This is a genomic window from Sphingomonas folli (assembly GCF_019429525.1).
In the GTDB taxonomy this organism is placed as follows: Bacteria; Pseudomonadota; Alphaproteobacteria; order Sphingomonadales; family Sphingomonadaceae; genus Sphingomonas; species Sphingomonas folii.
The window spans coordinates 71,997-89,716 of the sequence record NZ_JAHXZL010000011.1; the positions used below are offsets into that span (position 1 = coordinate 71,997).

Here is a 17,720-nt window from a genome sequence, read left to right on the forward strand (position 1 = left end):
CGCCGCATAGCGACTCGACTCACCCGCATAGAACAAAGTAAGAACGACGCTTCATCAGCGAGTCGTCATCCCGTGTCCGAGTCGAGCGTCCTCCAGTCCCTGCGCGATACGCTCAGCGCCATCGAGGGAGACGGCCATCGCCGTCGCCCGGTGCTGCCGTTCGGCGCGGGCGCGGTCGACGAGCGGCTCGCCAACGGCGGGCTGCGGCTCGACGCGCTGCACGAGGTCGCCGCCGCCACCCCCGCGCTGGGCGACGACGCCTCGGCCACGCTGTTCCTCGCCGGGGTCGCCGCGCGCGCCTGGGGGCCGGTGCTGTGGGTGGTGCGGCGGCGCGACCTATTCGCGCCCGGCCTCTACCAGTCCGGGCTCGCGCCCGAGCGCGTGCTCTACGCCGAGGCGAGCGACGACGCCGAGGTGCTCGCGCTGATGGAGGAGGGCCTGCGCCACCGCGCGCTCGGCGCGGTGATCGGCGAGACGCGCCGCGCGGCGATGGCCTCGACCCGCCGGCTCCAGCTCGCCGCCGAGGGCGGGCGCACCATCGCCCTGCTGCTCAAGCGCCACGCGCGCGAGGGGGCGGACCCGCTCGCGGTGCCGTCAGCGGCGGTGACGCGCTGGCGCGTCGGCTCCGCCCCTTCCGCGCCGCTGCCGGTGGCCGGCGTGGGGCGCGCGCGCTGGGACCTTTCCCTGGTGCGCCAGCGCGGCGGCGAACCTTTCCAGACAATCGTGGAGGCATGCGATGAGACGGGTCGCATCGCTCTACCTGCCCGACTGGTCGATCGACCGGCTGCGGCGGGCGGAGCCGGCGCTCGCGCCGCCGCCTGAGCGCGCAGCGCTCGATCCCGCGTCGCCGCGCGAAGCGCTCCATCCCGCGTCGCCGCGCGAAGCGCTTGATCCCGCGTCGCCGCGGACGGCACTCCCTCTCGCCGCGCTGAAGGCGGCGGGCGACGCCGAGCAGGGTGGCAAGCAGTGCGACGCGCCGCGTAACTCGGGCTGGCGGCCGGGCGCGCGCTGGGCGCGCGACGACGGCGGCTATGTCCCCGGTCCGCTGCGCGGCGTCGATGAGGCGACCGGCGGCGCGGGCGCGTGCTGGGCGGGCGAGACCCGCGCCGACGTCGCGCGCCGGGTCGCCGCCATCGCGCCGCACCAGCGCCCGCCGATGCGCGAGATGGGGCGCCGCAGCGAGGCGGCGGAGCATCCGTTCAAGCGGCTGCCCGGCGACGACGGGGGAAAATCCAGCGGCTGGCCCGAGCCGGTGATGGCGCCGGTGCGCACCGGCGGCGAGGGCGTGCGGCCGACGTCACGCCAGCGCGAGCGCGGCGCGGGTGGGGCCGGAGCGCGACCGTCGCTCTCCTCATCCGCTGCATCGGGTGCTCGCTCCGAGATCCCAGGTGCGGCGCGTCAATCCATCGGAGTGCCGACGGCGCAGGGGACCCCGGCGCGAACCCGTAGTGACGAGGTGAGCTCCTCGCCTCCCCCACCGTCATCCCGGACTTGGTCCGGGATCCACGGTGCCGCCCTCGCAGCGGCCGAGGCGTGTGCGGAAGGCTGGATCCCGGAACAGGTCCGGGATGACGGGACGGGGCGAGAGGGGGTGGGTTCCACGTCTGTCCATACCGTGGCGAGCGGTGCTAGCGCTGGTGATGCCCCCGCTGCCTCCACCTCGCGCGGCCCCGCGACGCCCGAGCCACGCTCCGACCTCCGCGTCTCGCACGTCTCGCCCGCGCTGAGCGGCGCGTGGAACGCGATGCCCGCGATCCGCTACCCCGGCGACGGGCCGCACCCGGACAAGGCCGCCGCCAGGGAGCGCCGCCCCGGCTCGAACGACCCCGGCGCCGCGGTCAAGGAGGTCGCCGCCTTCTTCGACACCGGTCGCACCACCGCCGGCACGGTCGCGCGCGTCTGCCGCGACCCCGCCGCGGCCGCCCCCACCGGCCCCGCGCGCGACACCGCGCCGCCGCTCGTCACCGTGCAGAAGGTCGGCGGACGGGTCGAGATCGCCGCCGCCTCGCCCGCGGCGCGCGCGCTCGGGGTCGAGCCCGGGATGGCGCTGACCCAGGTACGCGCCGCCACCCCCGAGATCGTCGTGCGCGACGCCGATCCCGAGGGTGACCGCGGCGCGCTCCACCGGCTCGCGGTCGCGCTGGCGCGGCGCTGGACCCCGGTGGTGGCGATCGAGGACTCGCAGTCGCTGCTGCTCGACCTCACCGGCGTGGCGCATCTCCACGGCGGCGAGGCGCGGCTGGCGCGGCGGCTGGTGCGGCTGCTCGCGCGGCTCGGCATCACCGCGCGAGTCGCGATCGCCGATACCGCGGGCGCCGCCTGGGCCTGCGCGCACCACGCCGAGCCGGAGCGGGGCGGCGTGACGATCCTGCCGCCGGGCGCGACGCTCGACGCGCTCGCGCCGCTGCCGGTGGCGTCGCTGCGCGTCGACGCGCGCGCGCTCGAGCTGCTGCGCCGGCTCGGCGTCGACACCGTCGGCCAGCTCGCCGCGCTGCCGCGCGCGCCGCTGGCACGTCGCTTCGGTACCGCGCTGGCGCAGCGGCTCGACCAGGCGAGCGGGCGCGCGCCCGAGCCGCTCGCGCCGGTGGTGCCGCCGGTGGCGATCACGGTGGAGCAGCGCTTCGCCGAGCCGCTGCTCACCGCCGAGCCGATCGCGCACTGGATCGGGCAATTGGTCGACCGGCTCGCCGCCGAGCTGGCGCGCGCGGGGCGCGGCGCGCGCCAGCTGCTGCTCGCCGCGACGCGGGTCGACGCCGCGGTGCAGACGCTGCGGGTCGGCTTCGCGCGGCCGACGCGCGCGCGCGACCATCTGTGCCGGCTGCTGCTGCGCCGCGTCGAGCGGATCGACCCCGGTTTCGGGATCGAGGCGCTGACGCTCCACGTCCAGCGCGCCGACCCGCTCGCGCCGGAGTATCTCGACGGCGACCTGGCGGACGGGGAGCGTCCCGACCTGGCGCCGCTGGTCGACGCCATCGTCAACCGTATCGGTGCGGCGCGGCTGTGGCGCGCGCGCGCGGTGGCGAGCGACGTGCCCGAGCGCTCGGTGGCGGGCGCGGCGCCGCTCGACCCGCCCGATCGCGCCGACCCGGCGCTGCGCCGCGACGACGTGCGCCGGCTCGACACGCGCGGCGCCGACCATCCGTGGCACGCGCGCTGGCCGCGCCCGACGCGGCTGCTGCGCCGCCCCGAGCCGCTCGACCATGTCATGTCGGAGCTGCCCGACCAGCCGCCCAGACGCTTCACCTGGCGCGGCGAGTCGCACGTCGTGGTGCGCGGCGACGGGCCCGAGCGGATCGCGGGCGAGTGGTGGCGCCGCCGCGGCGAGCGCGACGCGGTGCGCGACTATTACCAGGTCGAGGACGAGGCCGGGCGGCGCTACTGGCTGTTCCGCCGCGGCGACGGCGAGCGCGGGGAGACCGGCGACCTGACCTGGTACATGCACGGGACGTTCGGGTGAGCGGGCGGGCGAGCGGCCGGGCGAGCGGGCGGGGGCAGCGGCGCTGCCTCGGCCTGGCGCGGGGTGGGCCCCGGCGCGACGCCATCGTCGGCCGGATCATCGCCGCGGTGCTCCTGCGCGCGCAGGAGCCCGGGACGGTGGGCGCCGACACCTGTGCCGGCACTTGGCGGACGGTAGGCCGCTTGGCCCTGGGTTCCCGCGTGCGCGGGAACGCGGCGGAAGGGACCGGCAGGTGGGCTCACACTGATCGGACGATGCGCCGCACGGCCCTGATCCCGCGCGTGCGCGAGGAAACGATGGTGCGCAGCGACGCCATCACGCCTCCTCGGCCGCACCACGTTGCCGACCAGCTGGCCGCGCCTCTCCCCTCGCGTCGCCCCGGCGATGGCCGGGGCCCAGGTGGGAAGGCTGTCGTGGGTCCCACCGGCGTCCCCCACCTGGGCCCCGGCCTTCGCCGGGGCGACTCGAGCGGGTGGGGTCGCCGTACGGCTTCCATCGCTGCTGCGACGAACGACGACGCGAGGCGTCACTGCGACGCCCGGCGATCGGTCCGCAACGTCACCCCCGCTCCCTCACCCCCGCGCGTCGACCGCGCGGACATGCCCCGCCGCGGCGTAGCGCAGGATCTGCTCGTCCGCGGTGACCAGCGCACAGTCCAGCGCGCGCGCGGTGGCCACCATCAGCCGGTCGCACGGGTCACCGTGGAGCCCGTCGCCGAGCCGCCCCGCCTCCAGCGCGATCGCGCGCGACACGGGCACGTCGCGCGCCGCGACGCTCGCGAGGCTACGCTCGATCCAACGGTCGAGCGGCAGGCCGAGCACCAGCCGGCCGCGTGCCACCAGCATCGCGATCTCCCACGCCACCATCGTCGAGACGCGGCGGTCGTCGTCGCCGGCGATCAGCGCGCGGGCACGCGCGCCCAGCCGCGGCGAGTCGTCGACCGCCCAGACCACGACATGCGTGTCGAGCAGGATCACCGCGCGGGCGCGTCGCTCACCGGGAAGCCGAGCGTGTCCCAGGCGGCGTCGCGCGCGGTATCGTCGGGTTCCAACGGCGCGACGATGTCGCCGTGAACCGCCACCGTACCCCGCATCCCGCCGAACGGGCCAGCATCCTCGGCGCGCAGCTCGCGCGCGGTGAGCGTCAGCGCGGGGCGGCCGCGGCGCGTGATCGTCAGCGGCTCGCCGCTGCGCTCCATCTCGCCCAGCAGCGCGAGGCAGCGCGCCTTGAACTCGGTGATGCCGACGACCTTGCCCATGCCCGTCTCCGACTGACCATTCCATATAGTCGGTTCGCGTCGTGACGTACAGCGAGCTCCAGGTCACCACGCATTTCTCGTTCCTGCGCGGCGCCTCGTCGTGCGAGCAGCTCGTCGCCGCCGCCGCGGCGATGGGGATGCCAGCGCTCGGGATCGTCGATCGCAACTCGGTCGCGGGCGTGGTGCGCGCGCTCTACGCCTGCGACCAGGTGCGCCGCGACAGCGGGCTCGAGGTGCGCTCGATCCCGGGCTGCCGGCTCGACCTGGTCGACGGCGCCTCGCTGCTGGTCTGGCCGGAGGACCGCGCCGCCTGGTCGCGGCTCACCACTTTGCTCAGCCGCGGCAAGGCGCGCGCCGACGCGCAGCGCGGCGAGAAGGGCCGCTGCTTCCTCCACTGGGAGGACGTCGCGGCGCACGCCGCCGGGCTGGTCGCCGCGCTCGTCCCCGGCCACGCGCCCGACCTCGAGCAGATGCGCTGGATGGCCGACCTGTTCGGCGACGCCGGCCATGTCTGCCTCACCCACTATCGTCGCCCCGGCGAGCAGCTGCGGCTGCACCGGCTGAGCGAGGCGGCGCGCGCGCACGGCCTGACCCCGCTCGCCACCGGCGACGTACTGTACCATGCGCCCGAGCAGCGCATGCTCCAGGACGTCGTCACCGCGATCCGCGAGAAGTGCACGATCGACGCGCTGGGCCTGCGCCGCGAGCGCAGCGCCGACCGCCACCTCAGGCCGCCGAGCGCGATGGCGCGGCTGTTCCGCGACCGGCCCGAGGCGCTCGCCGCGGCGGAGGCGATCGCCGAGCGCTGCACCTTCTCGCTGCGCGAGCTGCGCTATCAATATCCCGACGAGCGGGTGATGAGCGGGCGCAGCGCGCAGGAGGCGCTCGCCCGCCTCTCGCGCGACGCGCTGGCACGGCTGTTCGACGGCGCGCCGCCGCCGCGCTACGCCGCGCAGCTCGAGCACGAGCTCGGCCTGGTCGAGCGGATGGGCTACGCGCCCTATTTCCTCACGGTCAACTCGATCGTCAGCTTCGCGCGCAACCAGCAGATCCTGTGCCAGGGGCGCGGCAGCGCGGCGAACTCGATCATCTGCTACGTGCTCGGCATCACCTCGATCGACCCGATCGAGCATCAGTTGCTGTTCGAGCGCTTCATCTCGGAGGAGCGCAGCGAGCCGCCCGACATCGACATCGATTTCGAGCACGAGCGGCGCGAGGAAGTGATCCAGTGGATCTACGAGAGCTACGGCCACGACCATGCCGCGCTCACCGCGGTGGTCAGCCGCTTCCGCACCCGCGGCGCGATCCGCGAGGTCGGCAAGGTGCTCGGCCTGCCCGAGGACATGACCGGGGCGCTCGCCAGCCAGGTGTGGGGCTGGTCGAACGAGGGCGTGCCGACCGAGCACGTCGCCGCGCTCCACCTCGACGCCGCCGAGCCGCGGCTGGCGCTCGCGCTCGATCTCGCCAAGCAGCTGATCGGCACGCCGCGCCACCTGTCGCAGCACCCCGGGGGCTTCGTGCTGACGCGCGACCCGCTCCACCAGCTCGTCCCGATCGAGCCCGCCGCGATGGTCGACCGCCGCGTGATCGAGTGGGAGAAGGCCGATATCGAGGAGCTCGGCTTCATGAAGGTCGACATCCTCGGGCTCGGCATGCTGGGCTGCATGCGCCGCGCCTTCGACCTGCTCGCCGCGCACAAGAACGTCGCCATGGACCTCGCCAGCGCGGCGCTGCAGGGCGACGACCCGGCGACCTACGAGATGATCCAGCAGGCCGACACGCTCGGCGTGTTCCAGATCGAGAGCCGCGCGCAGATGAGCATGCTGCCACGGATGAGGCCCACCACCTTCTACGACATCGCGATCCAGGTCGCGATCGTGCGGCCGGGACCGATCCAGGGCAACATGGTCCACCCCTATCTCAAGCGCCGCGAGGGGCGCGAGGCGGTGGAATATCCCAACGAGGCGCTGCGCGCGGTGCTGCAGAAGACGCTGGGCGTGCCGCTGTTCCAGGAGCAGGCGATGCAGGTCGCGATCATCGGGGGCGGCTTCACCCCGGGCGAGGCCGACGAGCTGCGCCGCGCGATGGCGACGTTCAAGCTGACCGGCGGTGTCGGGCGCTTCCGCGAGCGGCTGATCGCGGGGATGCGCGGCAACGGCATCAGCGAGGCCTTCGCCGAGCGGCTGGTGGCGCAGATCGAGGGCTTCGGCAGCTACGGCTTCCCCGAGAGCCACGCCGCCAGCTTCGCCAAGATCGCCTATGCCTCGTCGTGGATGAAATGCCACCACCCCGACGTGTTCTGCGCGGCGCTGCTCAACGCGCAGCCGATGGGCTTCTACGCCCCCGCGCAGATCGTCCGCGACGCGCGCGCGCACGGCGTCGAGGTGCGGCCGGTGTGCGTGCTGGAGAGCGAGTGGGACACCGCGCTGGTGGAGGATCCGCCCGCGGCGCAAGGGGGGGGCGATGGGCGCACGACGGGTTCGGGCGGCGGGATATCGACGACTCCCTCACCGCCCTCCCCACCGGAGCACGGCCTGCGTCAGGGTGACGCTGACACAGGCTCAGACCCATCAGCGCGCGATCGTGCGCCGGGGAACGCCGAAGCCCAGGGCCGTGAGCGTGACGCGCGCGGCACTGGGCTTCTGCGTGCGCAGGAGCACGGCCGTTCGACCGAGGTGGAGCGCCAGCGATTGACCAGCGGCAACCCGCGACGACGCGGCGCCACCCCGCTCGCCCCGCTGCGGCTCGGCCTGCGCGTGATCCACGGCCTCTCGGGCGAGGACGCCGGGCGGATCCTCACCGCCCGCGCGCGCGCGCGCTTCACCTCGGTCGAGGATCTGTGGCGGCGCTCGGGCGTGCCGCTGGCGACGCTGGAGAAACTGGCGCGCGCCGACGCCTTCCGCGCGCTCGGGCTCGACCGGCGCCAGGCACTCTGGGCGATCCGCGGGCTGGGCGAGGCGCCGCTGCCGCTGCTCGCCGGGATCGAGCGGCGCGAGGAACCCGTCACGCTCGCGCGGCTCACCCAGGGGCGCGAGGTGGTGGAGGATTATCGCGCCACGCAGATGTCGCTGCGCGCGCACCCGCTGCAATTCCTGCGCCCGCGGCTCGACGAGGCCCGGGTGACGCGCTGCGGCGACCTCGCCGGGCATGACGGCAAGCTGGTCGAGGTCGCCGGCATCATCCTGGTGCGCCAGCGCCCCGGCTCGGCCAAGGGCGTGCTGTTCATCACGATCGAGGACGAGAGCGGCGTCGCCAACGGCATCCTCTGGCCCGACCGCTTCGAGGCGCAGCGCCGCACCGTGATGTCCTCGGCGATGGTCAGCCTGAAGGGGCGCGTGCAGCAGGAGGGCGCGGTGATCCACGTCATCGTCGAGCGCGTGACCGACCTCACCGCGATGCTGCGCTCGGTCGGCGACGTCGACCTGCCGCGGCTGGTGGCGCGCGGCGACGGCGCCACCTATCCCGGCGCGCCCGACCGCGGCGACAAGGGCTGGCAGCCGCGCCCGCGCTCCGACTATCATTTCCGCGACCGCCGCGACGACGTCATCCCGATCGCCAGCCACGACTTCCACTAGGTGCTGACCCATCTGATGTGAAGCAGCGGGGTGCGCCGGCGGACGCAGGAGTCCAGGGCCCCTGGGACGCGCGTGACCCTGGGCTCCCCCGCGCAGGAGCACGCCGGATCGAACACGCCGGATCACGCCGCCATCGCAACTATCTACAATCCTTCGCACGCATTTACCGTCATCGTGGCCAAGGCCGACGTGTGCCGCCCCACGCCCCGGACGACCCGCCGATGCCCGCTGCCCTGCACCAGATCGTCTATCTGAGCCGCGCGACCGCGCCCCTCTCCGACGCGGCGGCGGCGGCGCTGTGCCGCGCCGCGGCCGAGCGCAACCGCGCCGCCGGCGTCACCGGGCTGCTGCTGCACGACGGCGCGCGCTTCATCCAGGCGATCGAGGGCGACGAGCCCGCCCTGCGCGCGCTGATGGCGCGGATCACGCGCGACCCGCGCCACCACGCGCTCGCCTATGTCAGCGACGGCGCGATCGCCGCGCGCCAGTTCGGCGACTGGGCGATGGATTATCGCCGCGTCGATGACGTGCGCGCCGCCGCCGACTTCCTCACCGCGGTCAAGGGCGCGCTGACGGGGGTCGAGGACCCAGGCCTGCTCGCCGCCTTCATCGGCTTCGCGGTGATCGGGCGCGGCGAGCGCCGCCGCGGCACTGTCCCGCACTGAGACCGCGGGCCGTGCCGCTTTCCCGCGACTGGCCACATCTTCAGCAATTTAGCTTGAACTTTCCGCTGCTTTGCAACATCGCCCGGCGGCGCGACCCGGGCCTCAGGCCGCCGCGGACGCGATCGCAGCCGGGACGCAGGACGATAGGACGGATGGGCAGGGGCGCCGATCGCCGAGGCACGCATGCTGGCGCTTAAGCCGTCGCGCCGGCGCGTGCGGCAGCTGCTGGGCGTGCTGCGCCACCCGGTCGAGCAGCTGCGGCTGCGGCGCGCGATGGCGCGCGCGCGCCGCGCCGGTGTCGCCGCCAGCAAGGGGGCGAGCGCGCGCCACGGGCCGTTCAAATATATCGGCGACTATCTCGCCGCGCCGCTCAGCCGCCGCCAGCGGCTCGCGGCGCTGATCCATCACCATGATTTCGTCGCGCGCCACGCCGCCGCGCACGGCGACGCGCTGTGGCGCGCGCCTTTCACCCTGTGGGAGCGGCACGACGAGGAGGGGCGCCACCACGCACTGCTCCTCACCCCCGCGCGGCTGGCGCCGATGGAGGGCGAGGTGGAGCTCGCCTTCCTGCTCGACGGGCAGCGGCTGTTCACGCTCACCTTCGCGCTGGTGAGCGGCGCGCTGATCGGCGCGGCAGACGCGCCGGTGCTGCTCGTCGGCGGTCTGCAGGGCGGCTATCAGGTGCGCGAGGAGCTGCGCTACGTCGCGCGCGTCAACGGCGAGATCGCCGCGCCGACGCTGCTGCTGCTCGCCGCCGCGACGCTGGCCGAGGCGCTCGGCGCCGCGCTGCTCGCCGGCCCGTCGAACCGGACCCAGGTGGCGGCGGGCTATGTCGTCGACGGGCGATCGAGCTCGCTCGACTATGACGAGCTGTGGGCCAAGCTAGACGGCGAGCGCACCGACGCGGACTTCTTCCTGGTCGACCCGCGCCGCGCGGAGCCGGAGGAGGGCGACGTATCGGGCAAGCACCGCTCGCGCACGCGCCGTCGGCGCCGGCTGCGCGCCGCGCTGCGCGCCGAGATGCTCGCCGCGCTCGGGACGGCGACGGGGCGGCCCGAGTTCGCCGCCGTGGCCTTGTAGAAAACTGCCACAGAAGCCGCGTGATCGACAGTATAGTGTAAGATTTGATCCCGGACTCACTGGTTGACTCGTCTGTACTAGCGGCGCAATTTACCGATCCGGCCAGCATCAACACTGGAGTCGATCATGACAGAGCAGCGTCAACACCAGCTCGATGAGTCAGGTTCCGCGCGAGTCACGCGTCTGTCGGACGAGATCAAGGAGCGGCTCGACGAGCTGGCGGCGATCTTCCGCGGCGCCGTCGGTCTCGGCGATCTGCCCGACGGCGCGCTCAAGTTCGAGGCGAGGACGGTGCAGCACGGCGAGCGCCGGCTCCAGACGGTCGAGCTGATCTGCGACGGCGACCAGTGCGGCTGCATCACCACCTTCCCGAACGGGCGCGTGCTGGTCGAGTGGCCGTGCGGGACGGCCGGCTGAGCGCGCCGCGCCGCTATCGCGCGCGCTGGCCGTAGCGCTGCTGCAGCGCGCGCGTGACGCCGTTGGTCCAGCCGAAACCGTCCTGCGTCGGATACTCGCCGCCGCCGCCGGCGCGGCTCTCCTCGACGTCGTATTTCTCGAGCAGCTTGCCCGAGGCGCGATACTCGCGCTCGACCGTGGCGAGGAAGCGCGTGCCGATCCGCCGTGCCAGCGCCTCGGCGCGGTAGCGGCGCAGCCCCTCGACCGTGACCCACTGCAGCGGCGCCCAGCCGTTGGGCCTGTCCCACTGCTGCCCGGTCGCCACCGCGGTGGTGCGCAGGCCGTTGGCGGCGAGCAGGTCGCGCTCGATCGTCGCGGCCACGCGCGCGCCGCGCGACCGCGACGCCACCCCGGTGAACAGCGGATAGGCGGTCGCCGCGGTGACACCGTCGCGCAGCCGCGCGGCGGCGAGGTCATAGTCGCCGTAGCGGCCGTCGCGCTCGCTCCACAGCCAGCGCTCGATCGCCTGCCGCCGGGTCGCCGCGGCGCGCTCGAAGGTGGCCGCGCAGGGACGCGCCAGCGCGCGGCAGCGCGCGGCGATGGCCCGCTCCATGCCGTAGAGCAGGCTGTTGAGATCGGCCGGGACGATCGTCGTCGTGTCGATCGTCGCCAGCGTGCGCCCGTCGGCGAACCAGCGCGAGCTATAGTCCCAGCCGCTCTCCGCGCCGGCGCGCAGGTCCTGGTAGACGCGCGCGTCGCCCTGGCCGGTCGCGACGTCCTCGCGATAGCTCTCGTCGCGCGGGGTCGACTTGCCGTCGCCGTAATGCTGCAGCCGCGCGCCGTCGGGCATCGTCGCCGTGCGCTGCCCGACCCAGAAACGATGCTCCGCGAGCAGCGCGTCGAGCCAGCGCGCCTGCGTGGCGCGATCGGCGTCGCGCACCAGGTCCATCATCAGGTAGAGGAACGGCGGCTGCGAGCGGCTGACGTAATAGGTGCGGGTGCCGTTGGGGACGTGGCCGTAGCGCTGGATCAGCGAGACGAAATTCTCGACCATGTCGCGGGTCAGCGCATGCTGGCCATCGGCCTCCAGGCCCAGCATCGTGAAATAGCTGTCCCAATAATACATCTCGCGGAAGCGCCCGCCCGGCACGACGTAGCGGCGTGGCAGCGCGAGCGCGGACGAGCCCGGCGGCGGAGTGAGCGGCGGGCGGGTGAGCTGCGGCCACAGCGCGCGGATATGCTCGGCGAGCGGCGGCCGCGCCGCGCTGGGCGGCGCGGTGCGGCCGGGCCCGGGCACGTCGAAGTTCGCCAGCACGAAGGCGCGCAGGCCCGCGTCGTCGAGCGTGCCGGCGCGCGCGTAATCGGCCATGATCGCCGCCGGCGCGCGCCGCGGCGTCGCGTCCGCGAAGGTCTTGCCGTCGGGAAAGAGCCGGCGGCGCTGGACCTGGTCGAACAGCGCGCCGAACAGCTCCGCGGGCGAGGCGGGATAGGCGCGCGCGGCGACGGAGGGCGCGGGCGCGGTCTGCGCCGTCGCCGTCGATGGCAGCAGCGTGAGCGCCACGGCGGCGATAACCCCCGTGCTCCCGCGCACGAGGGCCCCCAGGCGACGCGGGGACCGCGATCCGCCGTGCTGCTCCCTCCTGGGTCCTCGGGTGGGCGGGAACACGGCGTCCTTTCGGGAGAGGTCGCCGCTCGAGCGGTCGCGCGACGCCGACCCGCCGCCGGCGCGCTCGCTCACTCCACCACCTGCTCGATCGCGCCGAAGAGGGTATGGTGGCGATCGTCCTCGGCCCAGATCCGCACCGTGTCGCCGCGCCGCAGGAAGGGGGTGGTCGCGGCGCCGCCGCGCAGCGTCTCCACCGCGCGCTGCTCGGCGATGCAGGAATAGCCCAGCCCGCCCTCTGCGATCGGCCGCCCCGGGCCGCCGTCGGCGTCGCGGTTGGAGACGGTGCCCGAGCCGATGATCGTACCCGCGCCGAGCCGCCGGGTCCGCGCCGCGTGCGCGATCAGCGCACCGAAGTCGAAGGTCATGTCCACGCCCGCCTCGGCGCGGCCGAACGGCTCGCCGTTCCGCTCCACCATCAGCCGGCGGTCCAGCCGGCCGTCCTGCCACCAGTCGCCGAGCGACTGGGGAGTGACGAACACGGGCGAGAAGGAGGAAGCGGGTTTCGACTGGAAGAAGCCGAACCCCTTGGCCACCTCGCCCGCGATCAGCCCGCGCAGCGACACGTCGTTGGTCAGCCCGACCAGCCGGATCAGCCCGAGCGCGTCGTCGCGCGTCGTCCCCTGCGGCACGTCGCCGGTGACGACCACCACCTCGGCCTCGAAGTCGGCGTCCCAGCCCTCGTCGGCGAGCGCGATCGCGTCGCGCGGGCCGAGGAAGGAGTCCGACCCGCCCTGGTAGAGCAGGGGATCCTGCCAGTAGCTCTCCGGCAGTTCGGCGCCGCGCGCCTGCCGCACCAGCGCGACATGGTTCACATAGGCCGAGCCGTCGGCCCATTGATAGGCGCGCGGTAACGGCGCGGCGGCGTCATGCTCGTGGAAGCGCGCGCGCGGGATCGCCTCGTTGCGCAGGTCGGTGGCGAGCAGCTCGAGCATGGGCGCGACGCGGTCCCAATCGTCGAGCGCGGCCTGGAGCGTCGGGCAGAGATGCGCCGCGTCGGCGTACCAGGCGAGGTCGTCCGAGACCACGACGAGGCGACCGTCGCGCCCCTCTCTCAGGCTGGCGAGTTTCATGCGCTGCTCCTCTCCGCGTCAGGCGTATCGCGGATGCGCGCGGCGCGCCACCCCGGGGCGCACCCTCACCCCGCCAGCAGCGCGCGCACCTTGCCCGCCAGCGCCTCCATCGCGAAGGGCTTGGTCAGCAGCCCCATGTTGGGCGCGAGCTGCCCGCCGCCGATCACCGCATTCTCGGCGTAGCCGGTGATGAACAGCACCTTCAGCGCGGGGATCAGCGCCAGCGCGGCGTCGGCGACCTGGCGCCCGTTCATCTGCCCCGGCAGGCCGACGTCGGTCACCAGCAGGTCGGGCCGCGCCCCGGCGCCGAGCAGCCGCAGCGCCGCGGCGCCGTCGCCCGCCTCCAGCGTGGCATAGCCCAGCCCGGCGAGCACCTCGACCACCAGCATGCGGATCGTCGGCTCGTCGTCCACCACCAGCACCACCGGCGTCCCCTGCGCCGCCGGCGCCTGGTCGAGCGGCGGCGCGGTCGTGTCCTCCTCGCCGCCGTCGCCATAGTGGCGCGGCAGGTAGATGCAGACGGTCGTCCCCTGCCCGACCTCGCTGTAGATCCGCGCCTGCCCGCCCGACTGGCGCGCGAAGCCGTAGATCATCGACAGGCCCAGGCCGGTGCCCTCGCCCAGCGGCTTGGTGGTGTAGAACGGGTCGAAGGCGCGCGCCTGCACCTCGGGCGGCATGCCGGTACCGGTGTCGCTGACGCACAGCGACAGATATTGGCCGGGCGGCAGGTCGCGCTCGCGCGCGGCGCGCTCGTCGAGCCAGCGGTTGGCGGTCTCGATCGTGATCCGCCCGCCCTCGGGCATCGCGTCGCGCGCGTTGATGCACAGGTTGAGCAGCGCGTTCTCGAGCTGGTTGGGATCGACCAGCGCGTCCCACAGCCCGGCGGCGCCGACCACCTCGAGCGCGATCGCCGGGCCGACGGTGCGGCGGACCAGGTCCTCCATGTCACTGACCAGCCGGTTGACGTCGGTCGGGCGCGGGTCGAGCGTCTGGCGGCGCGAGAAAGCGAGCAGGCGGTGGGTCAGCGCCGCGGCCCGCCGCGTCGCACCCTGCGCCGCGGTGACGTAGCGGTCGAGCTCGCCGATCCGGCCCTGCGCGACGCGCACCTGCAGCATCTCCAGCGCGCCCGAGATGCCGGTGAGCAGGTTGTTGAAATCGTGCGCCAAGCCGCCGGTGAGCTGCCCCACCGCCTCCATCTTCTGCGCCTGACGCAGCTGCTCCTCGGCGCGCATCAGCTCGGCGGTGCGCGCCTCCATCTCCTGCTCGAGCCGCGCGGTGAGATCGGCCAGCTCGCGCTCGGCGCGGCGGCGCTCGACCGCGTCGCGCGTGCGCTCGGCCACCTCGCGGACGAACGCCTGCTCCTCGTCGCTCCACGCGCGCGGGTGCGCGTGGTTGAGATAGAGCAGGGCCACGAAGCCGCCCTGCTCGGTCACCGGCATGTTGATGAAGGACATCGCCGCGAGCTGGCGCAGCCCGTCGGCGGTGTCGCGCGTGCGCGGGTCCTCGCGCACGTCCTCGATCGCCACGGTCACGCCGCGCTTGAGGTCCTCGATGTACGAGCCATAGTCGCGGAAGTGCAGCACCCCGGGCAGCGGGCCGATGCCGGGGGCGCAGAAGGCGCGCTCGGTGGTGATCGTCTCGGCCGTCGCGTCGACGGTGCCATAGCCCGCGCGGCTGACGTCGAGCGCGCGGCCCAGCACCTCCGCGGCGGCGAGCGCCAGGTCGCCGGCGTCGCCGGGCTCGCGCAGCCGGTCGCCCAGCTCGACCAGCGCGGCGAGGCGCAGCTCCGCGCGCTTGCGCTGGTCGATGTCGAAGCTGACCCCCGGGAAATGGTGCGCCGCGCCGTCGGCGTCGCGGTCGACGCGGCCCTGCGCGGCGACCCAGCGGGTACGCCCCTCCGCGCCGAGGAGGCGATACTCGGCCTCGAACGGCGCGCCGGTGGCGATGCTGTGCTCGATCGCCTCGCGCACGCGCGGCAGGTCGTCGGGATGGATGCCGGCGAAGAAGTCCGCGATCGGCGCGCCGTCGCGCGCCAGCTCGGGCGCGACGCCGTACATCGCGGCGAAGCCGGCGTCGGACGTGACTCGATCGGCGCGGATGTCCCAGTCCCAGCGCCCGATGCTGGAGGCAGCGGCGGACGCGTGCGAGCGCGACGAAGCGGACGGCTGGGTCATGTCAGAGGGGCTGCGGTGGAAAGGTCACGGTCTCCTAACACCAACATGGGCCAGCGGTTCAACGCCGCGACCTTGACTTTTTGCTGCACCTGCGCCATCTGCGCCGCATCGAGACGTATGCAGCGTGATCGGGCCCTCGCGGGCTCAGGCTCCGCCTCGGTCGTTGTTTCAGGGCTTCCCAAGTCACGCGGGGCGTCATCTTCCCCCCGCCACCCGTGCGCCCTCGCGGCGCGCGGAGGGCCCGTTTCGCAGGATTCTCACATGTCATTCTCCCATCTCGGCCTGGCCGAGCCGCTCGTCCGCGCGCTCGAGGCCAAGGGCTATAGCGAGCCCACCCCGATCCAGCGCGACAGCATCCCGCTGCTGCTCGAGGGCAAGGACCTGCTCGGCATCGCGCAGACCGGCACCGGCAAGACCGCGGCGTTCGTGCTGCCGTCGATCCAGCGCCTGTCCGAGGCGAACAAGCGCGTGCTGCCCACCCACTGCCGCATGCTGGTGCTGGCGCCGACGCGCGAGCTGGCCAGCCAGATCGCCGAGTCGGCGCGCGGCTACGGCCAATTCTCCAAGATGTCGGTGGCGACCGTGTTCGGCGGCACCAGCATCGCCAAGAACCGCAACGACGTCGCGCGCGGCGTCGACATCCTGGTCGCCACGCCGGGTCGCCTGATCGACGTGATCGAGCAGGGCTTCCTCAACCTGTCGATGCTCGAGATCCTCGTGCTCGACGAGGCCGACCAGATGCTCGACCTCGGCTTCATCCACGCGCTCAAGAAGATCGTGCGCATGCTGCCGCGCAAGCGCCAGTCGCTGTTCTTCTCGGCGACGATGCCGCCGTCGATCCGCCAGCTCGCCGACCAGTTCCTCACCGACCCGGCGACCGTCTCGGTGGTGCCGCAGTCGACCACCGCGGAGCGCGTCGACCAGTCGGTGATCTTCTGCAACCAGACCGAGAAGCAGGCGCTGCTGACGATCCTGCTGCGCGAGACCAAGATCGACCGCGCGCTGGTGTTCACGCGCACCAAGCACGGCGCCGACCGCGTCGTGAAGCTGCTGGCGGGCAACGGCATCGCCGCCAACGCGATCCACGGCAACAAGTCGCAGCCGCAGCGCGAGCGCGCGCTGGCGGCGTTCAAGGCGGGCGAGGTGCCGATCCTGGTCGCCACCGACATCGCCGCGCGCGGCATCGACGTCTCGGGGGTGAGCCACGTGTTCAACTTCGAGCTGCCCAACGTGCCCGAGCAGTACGTCCATCGCATCGGCCGCACCGCGCGCGCCGGGCGCAGCGGCGAGGCGATCGCCTTCTGCGCGGACGACGAGCGGCCGTACCTCAAGGACATCGAGAAGCTGACCCGCCAGAAGGTGACTCAGGCCGCACTGCCCGAGGACTTCCTGCGCCGCGCCGAGCAGCTCAAGAGCGAGCGCGTCAAGGCGATCGGCGCCGACCCCGCGCCGCGCGAGGATCGCCCGCGCGGGAGCCGCCCGCCGGCGCGCCCCAAGGCGACGCACGCGCCGCGCCCGACCGCGGGCTCGCCGCAGGGTCGCAACTACGCCAACGCGAGCGCGGGGGCGGCCGGGGGCAACGGCGGCGGCAACCGCCGCCGTCGCGGCGGTCGCGGGCGCGGTGCCGGCGGCGGCGCGGGCGCGCCCGCGGGCCGGTGAGCGGTTGAGAACGCCACCGCCGTTCTAAGAGGTAGGTCGATCCTCCCCTCGCAGGGGAGGACTGACGTGCTTCTTGCCGCCCGCTCCCCCTATTTCGCCGCCTTGCGCAGCGCGAGCCGCACCAGCGCGTCGAGCCCCGCGCTCGCGCCCAGCTCCTCCTCCGCCGCGGCGACCGCGGCGCTCGCCTCGGCGGGGCGGAAGCCGAGGTTGAGCAGCGCCGACACCGCGTCGGCGCCCGCCCCCGCCGGCACCGCCTGCGCCGCCGCGGCCGGGCCGAGCGCGACCCCGCCGACCTTGTCCTTGAGCTCGCGCACGATCCGCTCGGCCAGTTTCGGGCCGACGCCGTTGGCGCGCGCCACGGTCGCCTTGTCCTGCGCCATCACCGCGCGGCTGAGATCGCTCGGCTCCAGCGCGGAGAGGATCGCCAGCGCCACGCGCGCGCCCACCCCCTGCACCCCGGTGAGCAGCCGGAACCAGTCGCGCTCGGCCGCGCCGGCGAAGCCGACCAGCCGCAGGAAGTCCTCGCCGACCAGCAGCTCGGTGTGGACGAGGCAGGCCTCGCCGACGGGGGGCAGCGCGGCGAGCGTGCGCGCCGAGGCGCCGACGAGATAGCCGACCCCGGCGACCTCGATCACCGCATGGTCGATCCCGGTCGACGCCACGACCCCCTTCAGATGCGCGATCATGCGCGCGGCGTTAGGCGATGCCGGGCCAGCCGTC

General features: G+C 74.1%; 13 protein-coding genes. 7 read left to right on the plus strand and 6 right to left on the minus strand.

The genetic code is table 11. The annotated features are described in order from the left end of the window. Positions 1-72 precede the first annotated feature (72 nt). Both KZ813_RS16120 and KZ813_RS20235 read left to right on the plus strand, forming a co-directional pair. A complete protein-coding gene (locus KZ813_RS16120) occupies positions 73-822 on the plus strand; it encodes an ImuA family protein (protein ID WP_219756008.1) in 750 nt (249 codons plus the stop codon). Next, positions 737-3,457 (plus strand): Y-family DNA polymerase, encoded by a 2,721-nt coding sequence (locus tag KZ813_RS20235; RefSeq protein ID WP_258046875.1) that lies wholly within the window; start codon positions 737-739, stop codon positions 3,455-3,457. Before KZ813_RS16120 ends, KZ813_RS20235 begins: the two co-directional genes overlap by 86 nt. A 572-nt stretch (positions 3,458-4,029) precedes the next feature. Here the strand turns inward: KZ813_RS20235 and KZ813_RS16130 are convergent. Next, positions 4,030-4,434 (minus strand): type II toxin-antitoxin system VapC family toxin, encoded by a 405-nt coding sequence (locus KZ813_RS16130; protein ID WP_219756009.1) that lies wholly within the window; start codon positions 4,432-4,434, stop codon positions 4,030-4,032. Then, complete coding sequence (locus tag KZ813_RS16135) at positions 4,431-4,715, minus strand: type II toxin-antitoxin system Phd/YefM family antitoxin (RefSeq protein WP_219756010.1); 285 nt, start codon at positions 4,713-4,715, stop codon at positions 4,431-4,433. Before KZ813_RS16135 ends, KZ813_RS16130 begins: the two co-directional genes overlap by 4 nt. Before the next feature lie 41 nt (positions 4,716-4,756). Here KZ813_RS16135 and KZ813_RS16140 point away from each other — a divergent pair, with 41 nt between their 5' ends. The 4 genes from KZ813_RS16140 to KZ813_RS16155 all read left to right on the plus strand — a co-directional run bounded on the left by KZ813_RS16140 (position 4,757) and on the right by KZ813_RS16155 (position 10,452). Continuing rightward, complete coding sequence (locus KZ813_RS16140; protein WP_219756011.1) at positions 4,757-8,290, plus strand: error-prone DNA polymerase; 3,534 nt, start codon at positions 4,757-4,759, stop codon at positions 8,288-8,290. 221 nt (positions 8,291-8,511) lie between these two features. Further along, positions 8,512-8,955 carry a BLUF domain-containing protein gene (locus KZ813_RS16145; protein ID WP_219756012.1) on the plus strand — a complete coding sequence of 148 codons (444 nt, stop codon included), beginning with the start codon at positions 8,512-8,514 and terminating at the stop codon, positions 8,953-8,955. A 183-nt stretch (positions 8,956-9,138) separates the two neighbouring features. After that, on the plus strand, positions 9,139-10,035 hold the full coding sequence (locus tag KZ813_RS16150; RefSeq protein ID WP_219756013.1) for a DUF535 family protein: 897 nt from the start codon (positions 9,139-9,141) through the stop codon (positions 10,033-10,035). 126 nt (positions 10,036-10,161) lie between these two features. Next, entirely contained in the window at positions 10,162-10,452 is a 291-nt protein-coding gene (locus KZ813_RS16155) for a hypothetical protein (protein ID WP_219756014.1), read from the plus strand. A gap of 13 nt (positions 10,453-10,465) precedes the next feature. Here the strand turns inward: KZ813_RS16155 and KZ813_RS16160 are convergent, their stop codons facing one another. From KZ813_RS16160 to KZ813_RS16170, 3 genes are all read right to left on the minus strand, one after another. Then, on the minus strand, positions 10,466-11,992 hold the full coding sequence (locus KZ813_RS16160) for a trehalase family glycosidase (protein ID WP_308461916.1): 1,527 nt from the start codon (positions 11,990-11,992) through the stop codon (positions 10,466-10,468). A 173-nt stretch (positions 11,993-12,165) separates the two neighbouring features. Continuing rightward, positions 12,166-13,167, minus strand: a complete 1,002-nt coding sequence (locus KZ813_RS16165; RefSeq protein WP_219756016.1) for a fumarylacetoacetate hydrolase family protein — start codon at positions 13,165-13,167, stop codon at positions 12,166-12,168. Positions 13,168-13,232: 65 nt separating this feature from the next. Further along, positions 13,233-15,341 carry a hybrid sensor histidine kinase/response regulator gene (locus tag KZ813_RS16170; protein WP_219756017.1) on the minus strand — a complete coding sequence of 703 codons (2,109 nt, stop codon included), beginning with the start codon at positions 15,339-15,341 and terminating at the stop codon, positions 13,233-13,235. A 261-nt stretch (positions 15,342-15,602) separates the two neighbouring features. Between KZ813_RS16170 and KZ813_RS16175 the strand changes: the two genes are divergently transcribed. Beyond that, positions 15,603-17,000 carry a DEAD/DEAH box helicase gene (locus KZ813_RS16175; RefSeq protein WP_219756018.1) on the plus strand — a complete coding sequence of 466 codons (1,398 nt, stop codon included), beginning with the start codon at positions 15,603-15,605 and terminating at the stop codon, positions 16,998-17,000. A gap of 89 nt (positions 17,001-17,089) precedes the next feature. Here KZ813_RS16175 and ruvA read toward each other — a convergent pair whose 3' ends face one another. Beyond that, complete coding sequence (gene ruvA / locus KZ813_RS16180; RefSeq protein WP_219756019.1) at positions 17,090-17,686, minus strand: Holliday junction branch migration protein RuvA; 597 nt, start codon at positions 17,684-17,686, stop codon at positions 17,090-17,092. Between the last annotated feature and the right edge of the window lie 34 nt (positions 17,687-17,720).

Bases quoted from the DNA above. Each gene is read 5' to 3' on its own strand.
- KZ813_RS16145 (WP_219756012.1), top strand. From the start codon at position 8,512: ATGCCCGCTGCCCTGCACCAGATCGTCTATCTGAGCCGCGCGACCGCG.
- KZ813_RS16175 (WP_219756018.1), top strand. From the start codon at position 15,603: ATGTCATTCTCCCATCTCGGCCTGGCCGAGCCGCTCGTCCGCGCGCTC.
- KZ813_RS16165 (WP_219756016.1), bottom strand. From the start codon at position 13,167: ATGAAACTCGCCAGCCTGAGAGAGGGGCGCGACGGTCGCCTCGTCGTG.
- KZ813_RS16150 (WP_219756013.1), top strand. From the start codon at position 9,139: ATGCTGGCGCTTAAGCCGTCGCGCCGGCGCGTGCGGCAGCTGCTGGGC.
- KZ813_RS16170 (WP_219756017.1), bottom strand. From the start codon at position 15,341: ATGACCCAGCCGTCCGCTTCGTCGCGCTCGCACGCGTCCGCCGCTGCC.
- KZ813_RS16155 (WP_219756014.1), top strand. From the start codon at position 10,162: ATGACAGAGCAGCGTCAACACCAGCTCGATGAGTCAGGTTCCGCGCGA.
- ruvA (WP_219756019.1), bottom strand. From the start codon at position 17,686: ATGATCGCGCATCTGAAGGGGGTCGTGGCGTCGACCGGGATCGACCAT.
- KZ813_RS20235 (WP_258046875.1), top strand. From the start codon at position 737: ATGAGACGGGTCGCATCGCTCTACCTGCCCGACTGGTCGATCGACCGG.
- KZ813_RS16135 (WP_219756010.1), bottom strand. From the start codon at position 4,715: ATGGGCAAGGTCGTCGGCATCACCGAGTTCAAGGCGCGCTGCCTCGCG.